The organism is Enterobacter cloacae complex sp. HYC003_NIDB, from assembly GCF_056673375.1.
In genome coordinates, this window is the sequence record NZ_CP114220.1 from 3,370,787 (window position 1) to 3,388,584 (window position 17,798).

The 17,798-nt window shown below is 55.7% G+C and carries 18 protein-coding genes; 11 read left to right on the forward strand and 7 right to left on the reverse strand.

What is annotated here, in order from left to right; translation table 11 throughout:
- The first annotated feature begins 143 nt into the window (after window positions 1-143).
- Window positions 144-1,427: a putative acyl-CoA thioester hydrolase gene (locus O1722_RS16055; RefSeq protein WP_017384948.1), complete on the forward strand. Its 1,284-nt coding sequence runs from the start codon at window positions 144-146 to the stop codon at window positions 1,425-1,427.
- Between the two features lie 102 nt (window positions 1,428-1,529).
- Here O1722_RS16055 and pgl read toward each other — a convergent pair whose 3' ends face one another.
- The gene (gene pgl / locus O1722_RS16060; RefSeq protein WP_033486383.1) at window positions 1,530-2,525 is read right to left on the reverse strand and encodes a 6-phosphogluconolactonase; all 996 of its coding nucleotides are present in this window, start codon (window positions 2,523-2,525) and stop codon (window positions 1,530-1,532) included.
- Between the two features lie 119 nt (window positions 2,526-2,644).
- On the opposite strand from pgl, the gene O1722_RS16065 reads away from it, so the two are divergent.
- Window positions 2,645-3,463: a pyridoxal phosphatase gene (locus O1722_RS16065; protein WP_017384949.1), complete on the forward strand. Its 819-nt coding sequence runs from the start codon at window positions 2,645-2,647 to the stop codon at window positions 3,461-3,463.
- Here O1722_RS16065 and modC read toward each other — a convergent pair whose 3' ends face one another.
- The 4 genes from modC to O1722_RS16085 all read right to left on the reverse strand — a co-directional run bounded on the left by modC (window position 3,464) and on the right by O1722_RS16085 (window position 6,318).
- The gene (modC, locus tag O1722_RS16070) at window positions 3,464-4,522 is read right to left on the reverse strand and encodes a molybdenum ABC transporter ATP-binding protein ModC (RefSeq protein WP_017694124.1); all 1,059 of its coding nucleotides are present in this window, start codon (window positions 4,520-4,522) and stop codon (window positions 3,464-3,466) included.
- Window positions 4,522-5,214 (reverse strand): molybdate ABC transporter permease subunit, encoded by a 693-nt coding sequence (gene modB, locus O1722_RS16075; RefSeq protein WP_003858545.1) that lies wholly within the window; start codon window positions 5,212-5,214, stop codon window positions 4,522-4,524. The genes modC and modB overlap by 1 nt, the downstream gene beginning before the upstream one ends.
- Complete coding sequence (gene modA, locus O1722_RS16080) at window positions 5,211-5,987, reverse strand: molybdate ABC transporter substrate-binding protein (protein WP_017384951.1); 777 nt, start codon at window positions 5,985-5,987, stop codon at window positions 5,211-5,213. Before modA ends, modB begins: the two co-directional genes overlap by 4 nt.
- A 178-nt stretch (window positions 5,988-6,165) precedes the next feature.
- The gene (locus tag O1722_RS16085; RefSeq protein ID WP_003858549.1) at window positions 6,166-6,318 is read right to left on the reverse strand and encodes an AcrZ family multidrug efflux pump-associated protein; all 153 of its coding nucleotides are present in this window, start codon (window positions 6,316-6,318) and stop codon (window positions 6,166-6,168) included.
- Window positions 6,319-6,445: 127 nt separating this feature from the next.
- Here O1722_RS16085 and modE point away from each other — a divergent pair, with 127 nt between their 5' ends.
- The 7 genes from modE (at window position 6,446) to gpmA (ending at window position 14,254) form a co-directional block, all read left to right on the forward strand.
- Complete coding sequence (gene modE / locus O1722_RS16090; protein ID WP_033486384.1) at window positions 6,446-7,234, forward strand: molybdenum-dependent transcriptional regulator; 789 nt, start codon at window positions 6,446-6,448, stop codon at window positions 7,232-7,234.
- 67 nt (window positions 7,235-7,301) lie between these two features.
- Window positions 7,302-8,774 carry a molybdate ABC transporter ATP-binding protein ModF gene (gene modF, locus O1722_RS16095; protein ID WP_033486385.1) on the forward strand — a complete coding sequence of 491 codons (1,473 nt, stop codon included), beginning with the start codon at window positions 7,302-7,304 and terminating at the stop codon, window positions 8,772-8,774.
- A 201-nt stretch (window positions 8,775-8,975) separates the two neighbouring features.
- Window positions 8,976-9,992, forward strand: coding sequence for a UDP-glucose 4-epimerase GalE (galE, locus tag O1722_RS16100; RefSeq protein WP_003858554.1), 1,017 nt, complete (start codon window positions 8,976-8,978; stop codon window positions 9,990-9,992).
- A gap of 9 nt (window positions 9,993-10,001) precedes the next feature.
- Window positions 10,002-11,048, forward strand: a complete 1,047-nt coding sequence (gene galT / locus O1722_RS16105; RefSeq protein WP_017384954.1) for a galactose-1-phosphate uridylyltransferase — start codon at window positions 10,002-10,004, stop codon at window positions 11,046-11,048.
- Between the two features lie 2 nt (window positions 11,049-11,050).
- Entirely contained in the window at window positions 11,051-12,199 is a 1,149-nt protein-coding gene (gene galK / locus O1722_RS16110; protein ID WP_023324336.1) for a galactokinase, read from the forward strand.
- The gene (gene galM / locus O1722_RS16115) at window positions 12,193-13,236 is read left to right on the forward strand and encodes a galactose-1-epimerase (protein ID WP_100151221.1); all 1,044 of its coding nucleotides are present in this window, start codon (window positions 12,193-12,195) and stop codon (window positions 13,234-13,236) included. Before galK ends, galM begins: the two co-directional genes overlap by 7 nt.
- 265 nt (window positions 13,237-13,501) lie before the next feature.
- Window positions 13,502-14,254 (forward strand): 2,3-diphosphoglycerate-dependent phosphoglycerate mutase, encoded by a 753-nt coding sequence (gene gpmA / locus O1722_RS16120; RefSeq protein WP_006809557.1) that lies wholly within the window; start codon window positions 13,502-13,504, stop codon window positions 14,252-14,254.
- Window positions 14,255-14,315: 61 nt separating this feature from the next.
- Here gpmA and aroG read toward each other — a convergent pair whose 3' ends face one another.
- Window positions 14,316-15,368, reverse strand: coding sequence for a 3-deoxy-7-phosphoheptulonate synthase AroG (aroG, locus tag O1722_RS16125; protein ID WP_003858564.1), 1,053 nt, complete (start codon window positions 15,366-15,368; stop codon window positions 14,316-14,318).
- A 304-nt stretch (window positions 15,369-15,672) separates the two neighbouring features.
- Between aroG and O1722_RS16130 the strand changes: the two genes are divergently transcribed.
- Both O1722_RS16130 and zitB read left to right on the forward strand, forming a co-directional pair.
- Entirely contained in the window at window positions 15,673-16,032 is a 360-nt protein-coding gene (locus O1722_RS16130; RefSeq protein WP_017384957.1) for a protein YbgS, read from the forward strand.
- Between the two features lie 99 nt (window positions 16,033-16,131).
- Window positions 16,132-17,070: a CDF family zinc transporter ZitB gene (zitB, locus tag O1722_RS16135; protein WP_015571102.1), complete on the forward strand. Its 939-nt coding sequence runs from the start codon at window positions 16,132-16,134 to the stop codon at window positions 17,068-17,070.
- On the opposite strand, the gene pnuC is transcribed toward zitB, so the two are convergent.
- Window positions 17,067-17,786 carry a nicotinamide riboside transporter PnuC gene (gene pnuC, locus O1722_RS16140; RefSeq protein ID WP_023296141.1) on the reverse strand — a complete coding sequence of 240 codons (720 nt, stop codon included), beginning with the start codon at window positions 17,784-17,786 and terminating at the stop codon, window positions 17,067-17,069. The genes zitB and pnuC overlap by 4 nt on opposite strands.
- Window positions 17,787-17,798: the final 12 nt, after the last annotated feature.

Consider the following 17,798-nt stretch of genomic DNA (forward strand, 5'->3'; position numbering starts at 1 on the left):
ATTTATTTGTGATGACTTTCCCGTCGCCTGCGGGCAAAAATGCAACTTTTCCGGTTTTTATCTTCCCGTTTCGCTCAACTTAGTATAAAAAAGCAGGCTATTTCGTCTATCCAGATAAGACTTGCATACCCAGGAGCATTACCTTGAATATTTCCAGGATTTCCCGTCTGGCGTTGGCACTCGCCTTTGGCGTGACTTTATCCGCTTGCAGTTCAACACCACCGGATCAGCAACCTTCTGAGCAGGTTGCTCCGGGCACCGCTTCCCGTCCGATCCTGTCAGCGGCTGAAGCGAAGAACTTCACCCGTGCGCACTATTTCTCGGCGATGGATCCCAATGCAGCCCCGTGGACGCCTTCTTCTATTAACCTGCCGAAACAGCCAGACTTCGTTGTCGGCCCGGCCGGGGCAGAGGGCGTTACACACACCTCTATTCAGGCAGCCGTTGATGCCGCAATCACCAAACACAGCGCATCTCGTCAGTACATTGCCATCCTGCCGGGTGAATACGAAGGAACCGTTTATGTTCCGGCGGCACCGGGAAGCATTACGCTTTACGGCCTGGGCGAAAAAGCGGTCGACGTAAAAATTGGCCTGGCGATTGATTCAGAGATCGACAGCACCACCTGGCGCCATCTGGTGAACCCGGCCGGTAAATACATGCCAGGTAAACCGGCGTGGTATATGTTTGATAACTGCCAGCGCAAGCGTGCCGCCACCATTGGCGTGATGTGTTCGGCGGTATTCTGGTCACAGAACAATGGCCTGCAATTGCAGAACCTGACCATTCAGAACACCCTGGGCGACAGCGTTGACGCAGGTAATCATCAGGCCGTGGCGCTGCGTAGCGATGGCGACAAGGTACAGATTAACAACGTCAATATCCTGGGCCGCCAGAACACCTTCTTCGTGACCAACAGCGGCGTGCAGAATACCCTTCAGAACAACCGTCTGACGCGTACTCTGGTCACCAACAGCTACATTGAAGGCGACGTGGATATGGTCTCTGGCCGCGGCGCGGTGGTATTTGATAACACCGACTTCCGCGTGGTGAATTCACGTACGCAGCAGGAAGGTTACGTCTTTGCCCCGGCCACGCAGTCTAACCTGTTCTATGGCTTCCTGGCCGTGAATAGCCGCTTTACTGCTGCTGGCGATGGCGTGGCGCAGCTTGGTCGCTCTCTGGACGTGGACTCCGCCACTAACGGCCAGGTCGTGATCCGCGACAGCGTGATTAACGAAGGCTTTAACATGGCGAAACCGTGGGCGGATGCGGCGATCTCGAAACGTCCTTTCTCCGGCAACACCGGCACGGTGGATGATAAAGACAACGTGCAGCGTAACCTGAACGACGCTAACTTTAACCGCATGTGGGAATACAACAACCGCGGTCTGGGTAGCAAAGTGGTTGCTGAGCCGAAGCAGTAAAATGCCTGCTGCCGGGTGGCGGCTGCGCCTTACCCGGCCTACCTCATGCATTAACCGCGCATAAAAAAACCTCGCATTTGCGAGGTTTTTTTCGTCTACGGATCAATGAGCGTTAATCACAACCCACATCGGCCCTTGTCCGACCGCATAGCGTCCTTTCTCTTCCAGTAGACCCTGCACGCCCCGGATTTCATAGAGCGCAATGTGGTGGGATTTCTGCCCCGCCGCAATCAGGTATTTGCCGCTGTGATCGACATTAAAGCCGCGCGGCTGGGTTTCTGTCGGCTGGAAGCCTTCAACTGCCAGAACGCTGCCGTCTTCAGAGACGCTGAAGATGGTGATCAGACTGGAGGTACGGTCACAGGCATACAGGTGACGGCCATCCGGCGTAATGTGAATGTCTGCCGCCCAGCGTATGTCGGAGAAATCAGATGGCATCATGTCCAGCGTCTGTACGCACTCGATCTGCCCGTTAGGATCATTCAGTTCCCACACGTCTACCGAGCTGTTCAGCTCGTTAACGACATAGGCATACTGCTGATTCGGATGGAAGACCATGTGGCGCGGGCCTGCGCCTTCCACGGTGGTGACTTCCGCCGGGCTCTGCGCGACCAGATGGCCGTCATCGCTCAGGGTGAACAGGCAGATGCGGTCCTGCTTAAGCGCTGGCACCCACAGCGTGCGGTTATCCGGCGAAATGTTAGCGGAGTGGCAACCTTCGAGCCCTTCTACCACGTCGACGGTTTCAACGGGAATACCGTCTTCCAGGCGGGTGACGCTCACGCAGCCTGCATTGTAGGAGCCGCTGAAGATAAAGTTGCCTTTATGGTCAGTGGAAATATGGGTCGGGCTGCCCGGCAGCGGGGCTTCTGCGGTATAGGTCAGCGCGCCGTCATCCGGGGAGATACGGTATGCCAGTACGCGGAATTCCGGGCGTACGCCGACATAAAGAAAACGTTTATCCGGGCTGACGACCATCGGCTGCACCTGGCCTGGCACATCAACAACCTGAACCAGCGTAAGCGAACCTTCTGTATTCAAACGCCAGACATGGATCTGCTGACTTTCAGGACTGGCGGTATAAACGGTTTGTTTCATGAATACTCCTGATTATTTTTAACGGTGAATGCTGAATTGTAGTCCGGGATTTTGCAGGGTTCCGCTCTCGGTGTACCATCCCGACAGACCTTAAATTCAACATTAACCCGGAAGAAAAAATGACCTCGCGAGTGATTGCCCTGGATTTAGACGGAACACTGCTTACCCCTCAGAAAACCCTGCTCCCCTCTTCTCTTGAGGCCCTCAAACGAGCCCAGGAAGCGGGGTATCAACTTCTCATCGTAACGGGTCGACATCACGTAGCCATTCATCCTTTTTATCAGGCACTGGGCTTAGATACACCTGCAATTTGTTGTAATGGCACCTATTTGTATGATTATCAGGCAAAAAAGGTTTTAGCCTCCGATCCGCTTCCCGTTACGCAGGCGCTGCAATTGATTGATTTACTGGATGAGCACGCCATTCACGGCCTGATGTATGTGGATAACGCCATGGTGTATGAACGCCCTACCGGCCATGTGATCCGCACCAGCAACTGGGCTCTGTCTCTGCCGGAAGCGCAGCGTCCGGTGTTCACTCAGGTTTCCTCCCTGCGCCAGGCGGCGGAAGACGTCGACGCAATCTGGAAATTTGCCCTGACCGATGAAGACACCGCCAAACTGAATACCTTCGCAAAACATGTCGAGCATACGCTGGGTCTGGAATGTGAATGGTCCTGGCACGATCAGGTGGATATCGCCCGCAAAGGCAACAGCAAAGGAAAGCGTCTGACCCAGTTCGTCGAATCGCAGGGCGGATCAATGCAGGACGTAATTGCCTTCGGCGATAACTATAACGACATCAGCATGCTGGAAGCGTCCGGAACGGGCGTGGCGATGGGTAATGCCGATGACGCGGTGAAAGCGCGCGCTGACGTGGTGATTGGCGATAACACCACCGACAGCATCGCGCAATATATTTATACCCACCTGCTGTAATCAGGCGGTTATGGAAACGCTCTTGATTTGCGCGTAAAGCCACAGGCCAGGCTTGATGCCCAGCTCATCCCTGGCCCACGGGCTGATGCGCGCCCACAGCGTTCTGTTGCCTACTTCCAGCTGCACTTCCACCTGGCCGTTATCATCAAAACACTGCGCCACTTTTGCGCGCAAAATATTGCGGATACTGGTTTGCAGCGGCGGTTGCAGGACCAGGGAGACATCCGACGCCTGAATGCGGATCCGTAACGTGGACTGAATCGGCGTATCGATTTTATTCACCCACAAATGCTGATCGCCCAGCGCCAGCGCGGTCATCGCGTAGTGCGGATGGTGCTCCAGCACGCTCACCTTCAGAATGCTGCTCTGCTGCTCCTTTGGCAGCCATGGATGCATAACACTGCTGCCCCACACCTCCTCCAGATTGCCGAATGCCTTCACCCTGCCCGCTTCCAGCACCAGCACTTTATCGGCCAGATGTAAAATCTCATCCAGCGAATGGCTGACGTAGAGCATTGGCACATTGATTTCCCGCGCCAGACGTTGCAGATACGGCAGCAGCTCGCGCTTGCGCGGAATATCCAGCGAGGCCAGCGGCTCATCCAGCAGTAACAGTTCCGGCGCGGTTAACAGGGCGCGGCCAATCGCCACGCGCTGTTTTTCACCACCCGACAGCGACGACGGCAGACGATCCAGCAGCGGTTCGATGCCCAGCAGCGCCACTAGCTTATCGAACTGTCCGGCCATGTTTTTTGCCATGCCGTAACGCAGGTTCCCGCGAACGCTGTAGTGCGGAAACAGGCGCGCATCCTGAAACACATAGCCGATACGGCGTTTGTCCGGTGACAGGCAGACCTTCTTCTCCGCGTCATTTAAGACGCGGTTATTTAGCACAATACGGCCAGACTGGGGACGCGTCAGGCCGCTAATCGCATTAATCAGCGACGTTTTCCCCGCCCCGGACACGCCAAAAATGGCGGTGATACCGCTGGCAGGCAGCGTTTCGTTCAGCGTCAGGGTGTGGCTGCCCAGGGTTTGCGTAAAGTTGAGTTCCAGCATCACGATTTCCCCATCCGTTCACGGCTGAGGCGCGCCAGCCACTCAGACACCAGCAGCGAGACCAGAGCGAGCACAATCGAAATAATACACAGCCGGGCCGCCGCACCTTCGCCGCCCGGGGTCTGAATCAGGGTATACATGGCCGACGGGATGGTCCGCGTCTCGCCGGGAATGTTCGACACAAAGGTGATGGTCGCGCCAAACTCACCCAACGAGCGGGCGAAGGCTAACACCGTACCGACGATAATGCCCGGTAACGTGAGCGGAAGCGTAATGGTCAGGAATACCCGCCAGCGGCCTGCGCCCAGCGTGCGGGCGGCCTGTTCTAACCGGATATCTACCCCTTCCAGCGCCAGGCGGATAGCGCGCACCATCAGCGGGAAGGACATTACTGCCGCGGCCAGAACCGCGCCGCGCCAGCTGAAAGCAAAGGTCAGTCCGAACCAGTCGTACAGCCATTCGCCAATAAAACCGCGCCGCCCCATGGAGATCAGCAGCAGATATCCGACCACCACAGGCGGTAAGACAAGCGGAAGATGGAGAACACTGTCGAGCAGGGCTTTGCCTGGAAACTTCACGCGAACCAGTAACCAGGCAAAGAACACCCCAAAGGGCAAACTCAGCGCAACCGCCAGGGAAGAGACTTTCAGGCTCAGCAGCACGGCCTGCCATTCAGGTTCGGTCAATATCATTCGTGAGTCGTAAATCCGTAACGTTTAAAGATCGCGGACGCTTCCGGCCCCTTCAGGTAGTCAACAAAGGCCGTCACGGTCGCATTTTTATGTCCATCAACTATCGCAACAGGATATTCTACTTTCTTATGCGAGTCTTCCGGGAAGGTGCCCACCACCTTCACACCTTTACTGGCGACGGCATCGGAGCCGTAAACGATCCCGAGTGGTGCTTCGTTACGCTCCACCAGCGCCAGCGCGCCACGCACATCTTCTGCGGGAGCCAGCTTCGGCGATAAGGTCTCCCATGCACCCAGTTTTTGTAGCGCTTCTTTCGCATAAATCCCGGCAGGAACATGCTCCGGATCGCCTACCGCCAGACGGCCACCGTTGAGCAGACGGGTCCAGTCCGTCTGTTTGTTGATGGCGATGTCGTCCTGCTTGCTGTTTGTGGGCGCGACCACCACCAGGCTATTTCCCAGCAGCGTTTCGCGGGTAGCCGTATCAACAGATTTTTTCTCCACCGCGTAATCCATCCATTTCTGATCGGCAGAGATGAACAGATCCGCGGGTGCCCCCGCTTCAATCTGGCGGGCCAGCGTGGACGAGGAGGCAAACGACGAGACCACCTCGACGTTTTTCTCTTTTTTGTATACCGCAGCAATATCCTGCATCGCGTTAGTCAGCGACGCCGCCGCAAAGACCGTGATTTTTCCTTCATCCGCCAGTGCGTGGGCGGTGAGTGAGAGAGTCAGCGTTGCCCCTGCGAAAAGGCGTACCCATGAACGTGCCATTTGAAGCTCCTGTGCGTATCGTTATATACAAATAAATATAACGACATATCGCAGGCGTTCCTAGCGCTAAATCGTACCCATTAATGCGTAAACTCAAGGAACGTTGTAAAAGATATCGGCGGGAGAGGAATAAACTTGAGAGCAAAACGCCCGGGCTGGCCGGGCGTTTTGGAGGAAATCATTGCTGCTTTTTAGGCTGGTCACGACGATGACCAATGTTCGAAAAGACGTTGAACACTTCACCCAGGCCGTAGATGGCACCGAGGATGATAGCCATCACTACTGGCACCATGATTACCGCGAATACCAGACTTTTCAACAACTCTAACATGGTTTTCTCCAGATCTTGTGAACGGCTTATTCTACCCTGAAAAGTAAGAAAAACATCCCCTTTTGTGCGGTGCGCTTTCCGCCCCCGGGCATTTGGGTCACAATAGCCTTTTTACCGGGACACTGTTATGCAGGCCGAAATTCTCCTCACCCTACGACTTCAGCAGAAGCTTTTCGCCGATCCGCGACGCATCGCCCTGTTAAAACAAATAGAACAAACTGGCTCGATTAGCCAGGGAGCCAAAAACGCCGGCATCAGCTATAAAAGCGCCTGGGATGCGATTAACGACATGAACACCCTGAGCGAACACACGCTGGTTGAGCGCGCCACCGGCGGGAAAGGCGGCGGCGGCGCCGTGTTGACGCGTTACGGGCAACGTCTGATCCAGCTCTACGATTTACTGGCGCAGATCCAGCAAAAAGCATTTGATGTGCTGAGCGATGACGACAACCTGCCGCTGGACAGCCTGCTGGGCGCCATCTCCCGTTTCTCTTTGCAGACCAGCGCCCGCAACCAGTGGTTTGGTACGGTGACGGGGCGCGATCATTCGCAGGTGCAGGAGCATATAGAGATCCTGCTCGCGGACGGTACGACGCGTCTGAAAGCCGCCATCACCGCGCAAAGTGGTCAACGCCTTGGGCTGAACGAAGGTCAGGAGGTGCTGGTATTACTCAAAGCGCCCTGGATCAGCATCGCACTCAACCCTGAGCAGGCCGCAGAGGCCGACAACCAGCTACGCGGGCGTATCAGCCACATCGAGCGCGGCGCAGAACAGTGTGAAGTGCTGATGACTCTGCCGGATGGACAGTCGCTCTGCGCCACCGTTCCGGTGAACGACGCGACCGAATTAGACGAAGGTGCTGTGGTGACCGCATATTTCAATGCAGACCGGGTAATTATCGCCACATTGTGCTAATCGCATTGACAACCCCGCTAACACTGAGTATCCCTGACATCTCTTGCTGCAAAAAATGGGATAACACATGTCATCATTGCATATTTCGCAAGGCACGTTTCGTCTTAGCGATACCCGTACCTTATCGCTGCCAGAGTTAACCCTTCGCGCCGGAGAAAGCTGGGCGTTTGTGGGCACGAATGGCAGCGGAAAATCCGCGCTGGCCCGCGCTCTGGCAGGCGAATTAACCCAACTGAAGGGTGAACGTCGGTGCACCTTTACCGGGCTGACGCGCCTTTCCTTCGAACAGCTGCAAAAGCTGGTCAGCGATGAGTGGCAGCGTAACAATACCGATTTGCTCAGCCCCGGCGAAGAAGATACCGGCCGCACGACGGCGGAAATTATCCAGGATGAGATAAAAGATCCTGCCCGCTGTCAGCAGCTGGCGGAGCAATTTGGCATTACCGCCCTGCTTAATCGCCGCTTTAAATACCTTTCAACCGGTGAAACGCGCAAAACGCTGCTGTGTCAGGCGCTGATGAGCGAGCCGGAACTCCTGATCCTGGATGAACCGTTTGACGGACTGGATGTGCAGTCCCGCGCGCAGCTGGCAGCGTTGCTGGCGTCGCTTAACCAGCAGGGATACACGCTTGTGCTGGTTCTTAACCGCTTTGATGAGATCCCGGATTTCGTACAGTATGCGGGCGTGCTGGCGGACTGTAGCCTGACCGAAACCGGCGAGAAAGCCGTACTGCTTCGGCAGGCGCTGATTGCGCAGCTGGCGCACAGCGAGAAACTGGACGGTATTGCCCTGCCGGAGCCGGATGCGCCTTCGGCACGCCACGGGCTGGAGCCTGACCAGCCGCGCATTGTGCTGCGCGATGGGGTGGTTGCTTACGACGATCGCCCTATTCTTAATCACCTCAGCTGGACGGTTAATCCTGGTGAGCACTGGCAGATCGTCGGCCCCAACGGAGCGGGTAAATCCACGCTGCTGAGCCTGATCACCGGGGATCACCCGCAGGGATACAGCAACGATCTCACCCTGTTCGGCCGTCGCCGCGGCAGCGGGGAAACCATCTGGGATATCAAAAAGCACATCGGCTATGTCAGCAGCAGCCTGCACCTGGACTACCGGGTGAGCACCACGGTGCGAAATGTGATCCTCTCTGGCTTCTTCGACTCCATTGGTATTTATCAGGCGGTATCCGACAAGCAGCACAAGCTGGCGCAGCAGTGGCTGGATATTCTGGGTATGGATAACCGGGTCGCCGATGCGCCATTCCACAGCCTGTCGTGGGGGCAGCAGCGGCTGGCATTGATCGTCCGCGCGCTGGTCAAGCACCCTACGCTGCTGATTCTTGACGAACCGTTGCAGGGGCTGGATCCGCTCAACCGTCAGCTGATCCGCCGCTTTGTGGATGTCCTGATTAGCGAAGGTGAAACCCAGCTGCTGTTTGTGTCCCACCATGCTGAAGATGCCCCGTCCTGCATCACCCATCGGCTGGAATTTGTCCCTGACCGCGAGCAATACCGCTACCTGCTGAGCAAAATCGATTAACGCGTGGAGGGCGCTGCCCTCCGCTTTTCAGACAACCTGCAACAATACATCTCTATCTCTTTGATCTACAATGCACTCAGTCTGTGAAAAAGCGCGTGTGAAAACCAGTGTAAACGATACCACTATTTTATCCCATGTCACACTTTTCGCGTCTCTGATATGCTATGGTTAATTCATACCATAAGCCTAATGGAGCGAAATATGCGAGTTCTGGTAACAGGTGGTAGCGGTTACATAGGAAGTCATACCTGTGTGCAACTGCTGCAAAGCGGCCACGATGTCGTCATTCTTGATAACCTGTGCAACAGTAAGCGCAGCGTGCTGCCGGTCATTGAACGTCTTTCGGGCAAACAGCCGACTTTCGTGGAAGGCGACATCCGCAATGAAGCGTTGATGACTGAAATCCTTCACGATCACGCGATTGAAACCGTTATCCACTTCGCTGGCCTGAAAGCGGTTGGCGAATCGGTGGCAAAACCGCTTGAGTACTATGACAACAACGTCAACGGTACCCTGCGTCTGATCTCCGCCATGCGTGCGGCCAACGTTAAAAACTTTATCTTCAGCTCCTCCGCGACCGTCTACGGCGATCAGCCAAAAATTCCTTACGTTGAAAGCTTCCCGACCGGTACGCCGCAAAGCCCGTATGGCAAAAGCAAGCTGATGGTAGAGCAGATCCTGACCGACCTGCAAAAAGCCCAGCCTGAATGGAGCATCGCATTGCTGCGCTACTTCAACCCGGTTGGCGCGCATCCGTCAGGGGATATGGGCGAAGATCCGCAGGGCATTCCTAATAACCTGATGCCGTATATCGCGCAGGTTGCCGTAGGGCGCCGCGATTCCCTGGCGATTTTTGGTAACGATTATCCCACCGAAGATGGCACCGGCGTGCGCGATTACATTCACGTCATGGATCTGGCCGACGGCCACGTGGCGGCGATGCAGCAGCTGGCGGATAAACCGGGCGTGCATATTTACAACCTCGGCGCCGGGATCGGCAGCAGCGTGCTGGACGTGGTGAATGCCTTCAGTAAAGCCTGCGGCAAGCCGGTGAAGTATCACTTCGCTCCCCGCCGGGATGGCGACCTCCCGGCTTACTGGGCCGATGCCACCAAAGCGGATAAAGAGCTTAACTGGCGTGTCACCCGCACGCTTGATGAAATGGCACAGGATACCTGGCACTGGCAGTCGCGCCATCCGCAAGGCTATCCAGATTAAGGATTTGTCATGACGCAATTCAATCCCGTCGATCACCCGCATCGTCGTTTTAACCCGCTCAGCGGGCAATGGATATTAGTTTCACCGCATCGCGCCAAGCGCCCCTGGCAGGGGGCGCAAGAGACGCCGGCTAAACAGACGCTGCCGCAGCATGATCCGGACTGTTTCCTCTGCCCGGGCAATACGCGCGTGACGGGCGATAAAAACCCGGACTACCAAGGCACCTTCGTGTTTACTAACGACTTTGCCGCGCTGATGACCGATACGCCGGACGCGCCGGAAAGCCATGACCCGCTGATGCGCTGCGAAAGCGCCCGCGGCACCAGCCGCGTGATCTGCTTCTCGCCCGATCACAGCAAAACGCTGCCGGAGCTGAGCGTGGAGGCGCTGAAAGAGGTGGTCAGCACCTGGCAGGCGCAAACCGCAGAGCTGGGGCAGAGCTATCCCTGGGTGCAGGTGTTCGAAAACAAAGGCGCGGCGATGGGCTGCTCCAACCCGCATCCGCACGGTCAGATCTGGGCGAACAGCTTCCTGCCGAATGAAGCCGAGCGTGAGGACCGACTGCAAAAAGCGTATTTCGCCCAGAACGGTTCGCCGATGCTGGTGGATTACACCCAGCGTGAGCTGGCAGATGGCAGCCGTACCGTAGTGGAAACCGAGCACTGGCTTGCGGTGGTCCCTTACTGGGCGGCGTGGCCGTTTGAGACGCTGCTGCTGCCGAAAGCCCATGTTCAGCGCATTACCGAACTCAGCGACGCCCAGCGTGACGACCTGGCGCTGGCGCTGAAAAAACTGACCAGCCGCTACGACAACCTCTTCCAGTGCTCCTTCCCCTACTCCATGGGCTGGCACGGCGCGCCGTTTAACGGCGAAGAGAATCAACACTGGCAGTTACATGCACACTTCTACCCGCCGCTGCTGCGTTCTGCGACGGTACGTAAATTCATGGTGGGCTATGAAATGCTGGCGGAAACCCAGCGCGACCTGACGGCGGAACAGGCGGCAGAACGTCTGCGTGCCGTTAGCGACGTCCATTACCGCGAATCAGGAGTCTAAAAATGAGTCTGAAAGATAAAACACAATCCCTGTTTGCTGAAAAATTTGGCTACCCTGCCACCCATGTTATCCAGGCGCCTGGCCGCGTTAATCTGATCGGCGAGCACACCGACTATAACGACGGTTTTGTCCTGCCGTGTGCCATCGACTACCAGACGGTGATCAGCTGCGCGAAACGCGACGATCGTCATGTGCGAGTGATCGCCGCGGATTACGGCAACGAAATTGACGAATTTTCCCTCGATGCGCCGATCGTGACCCACGACAGCCAGCAGTGGTCGAACTATGTTCGCGGCGTGGTGAAGCACCTGCAAAAGCGTAACAAGAATTTCGGCGGGGCCGATCTGGTGATCAGCGGCAACGTGCCGCAGGGGGCGGGATTAAGCTCTTCCGCATCGCTGGAAGTGGCGGTCGGCACCGTGTTCCAGCAGCTTTATCATCTGCCGCTGGACGGGGCGCAGATCGCCCTCAACGGTCAGGAAGCGGAAAACCAGTTCGTGGGCTGCAACTGCGGCATTATGGATCAGCTGATTTCCGCGCTGGGCAAGAAAGAACACGCTTTGCTGATTGACTGCCGCTCGCTCGGGACCAAAGCGGTTCCGCTGCCTAAAGGGGCGGCTGTGGTGATCATCAACAGCAACTTCAAACGCACCCTGGTGGGCAGCGAGTACAACACCCGTCGCGAACAGTGCGAAACCGGCGCGCGCTTCTTCCAGCAGCCAGCCCTGCGTGATGTCTCACTTGATGAATTTAACAAGGTTGCCCACGAGCTGGACCCGGTTGTCACGAAGCGCGTGCGTCATATACTGACGGAAAATGCCCGTACCGTAGAAGCCGCCTCCGCGCTGGCAAAAGGTGACCTGAAGCGGATGGGCGAGCTGATGGCCGAATCGCATGCCTCCATGCGTGACGATTTCGAAATCACCGTGCCGCAAATCGACACCCTGGTTGAAATCGTGAAAGCCACGATTGGCGACAAAGGCGGCGTGCGTATGACCGGCGGCGGATTCGGCGGGTGCGTCGTCGCCCTGGTGCCGGAAGAGCTGGTCCCTGCCATTCAGGACGCGGTGGCTAAACAGTACGAAGCCAAAACGGGCATCAAAGAAACTTTCTATGTCTGCAAAGCATCACAAGGAGCCGGACAGTGCTAAACGAAACACCAACACTCGCACCGGATGGTCTGCCGTATCGCCTGTTAACCCTGCGCAACAGTGCCGGGATGGTGGTTACGCTGATGGACTGGGGCGCAACGTTACTTTCTGCCCGCGTACCGATGCCTGACGGCAGCGTGCGCGAAACCCTGCTTGGCTGCGCATCGCCGGAGCAGTATATCGAGCAGACCGCTTTTCTGGGCGCATCCATAGGCCGCTACGCTAACCGCATCGCCAGAAGCCGGTTTACGATGGACGGCGTAAAGTATTCCCTGCTTGCCAGCCAGGGCGAAAATCAGCTGCACGGCGGCCCGGAAGGGTTTGATAAACGTCGCTGGAAGATTGTGCAGCAAAATGACGGTGAGGTCTGGTTCTCTCTGGACTCCCTCGATGGAGACCAGGGCTTCCCGGGCAATCTCACCGCAACCGCGCGCTTCACCCTGACCGAAGATAATCGCATCGCCATTGAGTACCGCGCGACCGTCGATAAGCCGTGCCCGGTCAATCTGACTAACCACGCCTATTTCAACCTTGACGGTAATCAGACCGATGTCCGCAGCCACAAACTCCAGATCCTGGCGGATGAGTATCTGCCGGTCGATGAGATGGGTATCCCTTATCAGGGGCTGAAACCGGTAAGCGGAAATAGCTTTGATTTCCGTCAGCCGAAAACCATTGCTCAGGATTTCCTGAGTGATGACGATCAGCGCAAGGTGAAAGGCTACGACCACGCGTTCCTGTTGCAGGCAAAAGGCGATCTTTCTCAACCTGCCGCACAGGTCTGGTCTGCTGATGAGAAGTTACAGATGACGGTCTACACCACCGCCCCCGCCCTACAGTTCTACTCCGGTAACTATCTGGAGGGTACCACGGCGCGTGAACATGACGCCTACGGCGCCTGGCAAGGACTGGCGCTGGAGAGCGAGTTCCTTCCGGACACGCCTAACCATCCTGAATGGCCGCAGCCGGACTGCGTGCTACGTCCGGGTGAAGAGTACGTAAGCGTCACCGAGTATCATTTCATTCCGCGCGCTTAATGTCCGGCGGCGCACGGGCCTACGAATATAGGCCTGATAAGCGAAGCGCCATCCGGCAAAAAAGACTGGCCCTCATCGCGAGGGCTTTTTTATCTCCGCCTTGCTGAAAATAGCGGCGATCGCAGACAAAATCATAACCCTGGATTCACATGCATCTTACACTCTCGAACTATTTTCGCTATGGTTAGGGTTAAGCGTTGCTGCTGGCACAGTCACAGCAATATAATGAGAATTGTTATCATTCAAAATGCTTGAGGAGTAAGAAATGGCTAATACTAAGCTTGTCCTGGTGCGCCACGGCGAAAGCCAGTGGAACAACGAAAACCGCTTCACCGGTTGGTATGACGTTGATCTGTCCGAGAAAGGCGTGAGCGAAGCAAAAGCGGCAGGTAAACTGCTGAAAGAAGAAGGCTTCACCTTTGACTTTGCTTACACCTCTGTGCTGAAACGTGCCATCCATACCCTGTGGAACGTTCTGGACGAGCTGGATCAGGCCTGGCTGCCGGTTGAGAAATCCTGGAAACTGAACGAGCGTCACTACGGTGCGCTGCAAGGTCTGAACAAAGCGGAAACCGCAGAAAAATACGGTGACGAGCAGGTTAAGCAGTGGCGTCGTGGTTTTGCGGTCACGCCTCCAGAGCTGAGCAAAGATGACGAGCGCTACCCGGGCCACGATCCGCGTTACGCGAAGCTGACTGAGGCTGAACTGCCGCAGACCGAAAGCCTGGCGCTGACCATCGACCGCGTTGTGCCTTACTGGAACGAAACCATTCTGCCACGCCTGAAAAGCGGCGAGCGCGTCATTATCGCTGCTCACGGTAACTCCCTGCGTGCGCTGGTGAAATACCTGGACAACATGGGTGAAGATGAAATCCTCGAGCTGAATATCCCTACCGGCGTGCCGCTGGTGTACGAGTTCGACGAAAACTTCAAGCCAGTTAAACATTACTACCTGGGTAACGCCGACGAAATCGCTGCAAAAGCGGCGGCCGTGGCGAACCAAGGTAAAGCGAAGTAATATTCCCCGGACATAAAAAAAGCGTGGAGCAATCCACGCTTTTTTATTGCCCGGGACAAACTTAGCCGCGACGCGCTTTAACCGCATCCGCCAACTGACGCAGGATCGCATCGGTATCGTCCCAGCCAATGCAGGCATCCGTCACGCTCTTACCGTAGACCAGCGGCTCACTGCCCTCCAGGTTCTGGTTGCCTTCCACCAGATGGCTCTCAATCATCACCCCAATCACTGCGCGTTCACCGCTGGCGATTTGCTGACACACATCTGCGCCGACTTCCATCTGCTTTTTAAACTGTTTGCTGGAGTTGGCATGGCTGAAATCGATCATCACCTGCGGTGCCAGACCCGCTTTCTCCAGCCCTGCTTTTACCTCCGCTACGTGTTTAGCACTGTAGTTAGGCTCTTTACCGCCGCGCAGTATGATATGGCAATCGCCATTACCGCTGGTATTCACGATAGCGGAGTGGCCCCACTTGGTCACCGACAGGAAGCAGTGCGGCGCGCCAGCCGCATTAATGGCGTCAATAGCGACTTTAATGGTGCCATCAGTGCCATTTTTGAACCCCACCGGGCATGACAGGCCAGACGCCAGCTCACGGTGAACCTGAGATTCCGTCGTACGCGCGCCAATAGCGCCCCAGCTCATCAGGTCAGCCAGATACTGCGGGGTGATCATATCGAGGAATTCTCCGGCAGCAGGCAGCCCGCTGTCGTTGATCTCCAGCAGCAGCTTACGCGCAATGCGCAGGCCGTCGTTGATCTGGAAACTGTTGTCCATATGCGGATCGTTGATCAACCCTTTCCAGCCCACGGTGGTACGCGGTTTTTCGAAATAAACGCGCATCACGATTTCCAGTTCGCCTTTCAGCTCTTCACGCAGGGCGAGCAGACGGGACGCATACTCTTTGGCCGCAGCAGGATCGTGAATGGAGCACGGCCCAATGACCACCAGAAGACGATCGTCGCTACCTTTCAGGATCTTGTGGATCGCCTTGCGGGCATGAGACACCGTGTTGGCGGCATTTTCGGTGGCGGGGAATTTTTCAAGGAGCGCTACGGGAGGTAATAACTCATTGATCTCTTTAATGCGTAAATCGTCGTTCTGATAATTCATCTTCTTTCCGGCTCTGCCATATCTTTAGTAATGAAAGCAATCCTTTCAATCTAACTTGTCGGCCACGAAGTGTAAACGGGCTTTTACACTTCGCGCAGATAATTCCTGGAATTCGCCTAAAATACACAACAAAATAGCGAAAAATGAGATCTCGCCTAAGCTTTTTACTTGTAACGACTGTTTTTAAATATTTATACGCGATTCCATCCTGACATAAATCAGGAAACTGGGATCTTTCGCCACTGAACAAGATGCACTGTTGGAGAATGTTATCCAGCGTAACGATAAGAACAGGAGCACCATGATGAAAATGACGAAACTGACTACGCTTTTCCTGACGGCAACCCTTACTCTGGCAAGCGGTAGCGTACTGGCTGCTGACGCAGGCTCATCCGGCAGCAATGGCGACGCTAATGCCGCTGCCGAAGCGGGCCAGGTTGCGCCGGATGCAAAACAGAATATTGCGCCAAACAATGTTGATAACAGTAATATCAACACGGGCAATACCAACACCGGCGGGACGAGCACAGGCACGATGAACCATGAGGGTATGACCACCGACGAGGTTCATAAAAACTCTGTGTGTAAAGACGGGAAATGCCCGGACCCGAATGACAAAGTAGGCAGCGATGCCAATACCAAAACGGACGGTACTACCCAGTAACCTTCCGTAAGGTAAAACAGGGAGAGCGAATGCTCTCCTTTTTTATTTAAGCTCTTAAAAACGCTAAACTAAAAATAATAATAAATCAGGAACGATACCATGGCGCACTCCCACTCCCACTCCCACTCCACTGGCGATGAAAATGCCAAACGGCTTCTGCTGGCTTTTGGCGTCACTGCCACCTTTATGATAATTGAGGTAACAGGCGGGCTGATATCCGGATCGCTGGCGCTGCTGGCCGATGCCGGGCATATGCTGACCGACGCTGCCGCGCTCCTGTTTGCTCTGCTGGCCGTGCAGTTTGCCCGTCGCCCTCCCAATACCCGCCACACCTTTGGCTGGCTCAGACTGACCACGCTTGCCGCCTTTGTGAATGCGATTGCACTGGTGGTCATTACTCTTCTTATCGTCTGGGAGGCTTTTCAGCGCTTTCGGCATCCACAACCGATAGCCGGGACGACAATGATGGTTATCGCCATTGCCGGGTTGGTCGCCAATATTCTGGCGTTCTGGATATTGCACCGCGGTAGCAGTGAAAAAAATCTGAACGTACGGGCCGCGGCGCTTCATGTGCTGGGCGATCTGCTGGGTTCCGTAGGGGCCATCGTAGCCGCGCTGATCATTATGGGCACGGGCTGGACCCCTATCGACCCGATTCTTTCCGTGCTGGTATCGTGCCTTGTATTACGCAGTGCCTGGCGGCTGTTGAAAGAGAGCGTCAATGAGCTGCTGGAAGGCGCTCCCACGTCGCTGGATATTGGCGAGCTAAAACGCAATCTGTGTCGTTCCATTCCTGAAGTCCGTAACGTTCACCACGTTCACGTCTGGCTGGTGGGTGAGAAACCGCTTATGACGCTGCACGTTCAGGTTATTCCGCCCCACGATCACGATGCGTTGCTTGAACGTATTCGGCACTTCCTTGAGCATCACTACGAAATTGCGCACGCCACCATCCAGATGGAGTATCAGCCATGTAACGGGCCAGACTGTCACCTGAACGAGGCGCAGTCCGGCCACTCACACGCCCATCACCATTAACGGGAAAGCGCGCGCGAGCCACGCTCACGCGCGCTGTTAATCCACATGCGGCTACCGTTCAGGGCAATGACCGTCAGCAGCATGTACTCCAGCGACATGGCATAAACACCCTGGCGGGCAAAAATCACCACGCTAATGACGTTGATGACCACCCACAGCAGCCAGTTCTCAACGTATTTACGGGTCATCAGGATCATTGCGGCAATCGACAACACCATCATGCAGGAATCCCAGAACGGGAAGGCATCCGGCTGAAGCTCAGGCATCGTCACGTTTAATCCCAGACCCGACATGACCGAGACCGCCACGCGCGTCAGGAAGGCAAATACCGGATCAATAAAGACGGTCATAAAGCCGATAGCCACCACGCAGGCCGCGAACCAGGCGATGGCTTTTGGCAACGGCAGCCAGCGGATTTGCAGTTCCGCCTCCTGCTGACTGTTTTGCCGAGACCAGGCGTACCAGCCATAGATATTGGCTGCGAAGAAGAACAGCTGTAGAAGCAGGCTGGCGTAGAGCTGGATCTGGAAAAAGATGATCGCAAACAGCGTGACGTTTATCAGCCCGAACGCATAGTTGCTGATCTTCTCAAGGCTGGCCAGCCAGATACAGAGTAAACCGGCCAGCGTACCCACCGCTTCAATCCACGACAGGTCATAGCCGCCCGCACCAATCGGGATATGAACCAGGATGTTCTGTGTGCTAAAAAAATCCATTTTTTCTCCGGG

Excerpts from the sequence above, each read along its gene's own strand:
- modA (WP_017384951.1), bottom strand. The coding sequence starts at position 5,987 with ATGGCACGTTCATGGGTACGCCTTTTCGCAGGGGCAACGCTGACTCTC.
- galT (WP_017384954.1), top strand. The coding sequence starts at position 10,002 with ATGACGCAATTCAATCCCGTCGATCACCCGCATCGTCGTTTTAACCCG.
- gpmA (WP_006809557.1), top strand. The coding sequence starts at position 13,502 with ATGGCTAATACTAAGCTTGTCCTGGTGCGCCACGGCGAAAGCCAGTGG.
- modE (WP_033486384.1), top strand. The coding sequence starts at position 6,446 with ATGCAGGCCGAAATTCTCCTCACCCTACGACTTCAGCAGAAGCTTTTC.
- galK (WP_023324336.1), top strand. The coding sequence starts at position 11,051 with ATGAGTCTGAAAGATAAAACACAATCCCTGTTTGCTGAAAAATTTGGC.
- galE (WP_003858554.1), top strand. The coding sequence starts at position 8,976 with ATGCGAGTTCTGGTAACAGGTGGTAGCGGTTACATAGGAAGTCATACC.
- O1722_RS16130 (WP_017384957.1), top strand. The coding sequence starts at position 15,673 with ATGAAAATGACGAAACTGACTACGCTTTTCCTGACGGCAACCCTTACT.
- pgl (WP_033486383.1), bottom strand. The coding sequence starts at position 2,525 with ATGAAACAAACCGTTTATACCGCCAGTCCTGAAAGTCAGCAGATCCAT.
- O1722_RS16085 (WP_003858549.1), bottom strand. The coding sequence starts at position 6,318 with ATGTTAGAGTTGTTGAAAAGTCTGGTATTCGCGGTAATCATGGTGCCA.
- O1722_RS16065 (WP_017384949.1), top strand. The coding sequence starts at position 2,645 with ATGACCTCGCGAGTGATTGCCCTGGATTTAGACGGAACACTGCTTACC.
- modB (WP_003858545.1), bottom strand. The coding sequence starts at position 5,214 with ATGATATTGACCGAACCTGAATGGCAGGCCGTGCTGCTGAGCCTGAAA.
- pnuC (WP_023296141.1), bottom strand. The coding sequence starts at position 17,786 with ATGGATTTTTTTAGCACACAGAACATCCTGGTTCATATCCCGATTGGT.
- modF (WP_033486385.1), top strand. The coding sequence starts at position 7,302 with ATGTCATCATTGCATATTTCGCAAGGCACGTTTCGTCTTAGCGATACC.
- modC (WP_017694124.1), bottom strand. The coding sequence starts at position 4,522 with ATGCTGGAACTCAACTTTACGCAAACCCTGGGCAGCCACACCCTGACG.
- zitB (WP_015571102.1), top strand. The coding sequence starts at position 16,132 with ATGGCGCACTCCCACTCCCACTCCCACTCCACTGGCGATGAAAATGCC.
- aroG (WP_003858564.1), bottom strand. The coding sequence starts at position 15,368 with ATGAATTATCAGAACGACGATTTACGCATTAAAGAGATCAATGAGTTA.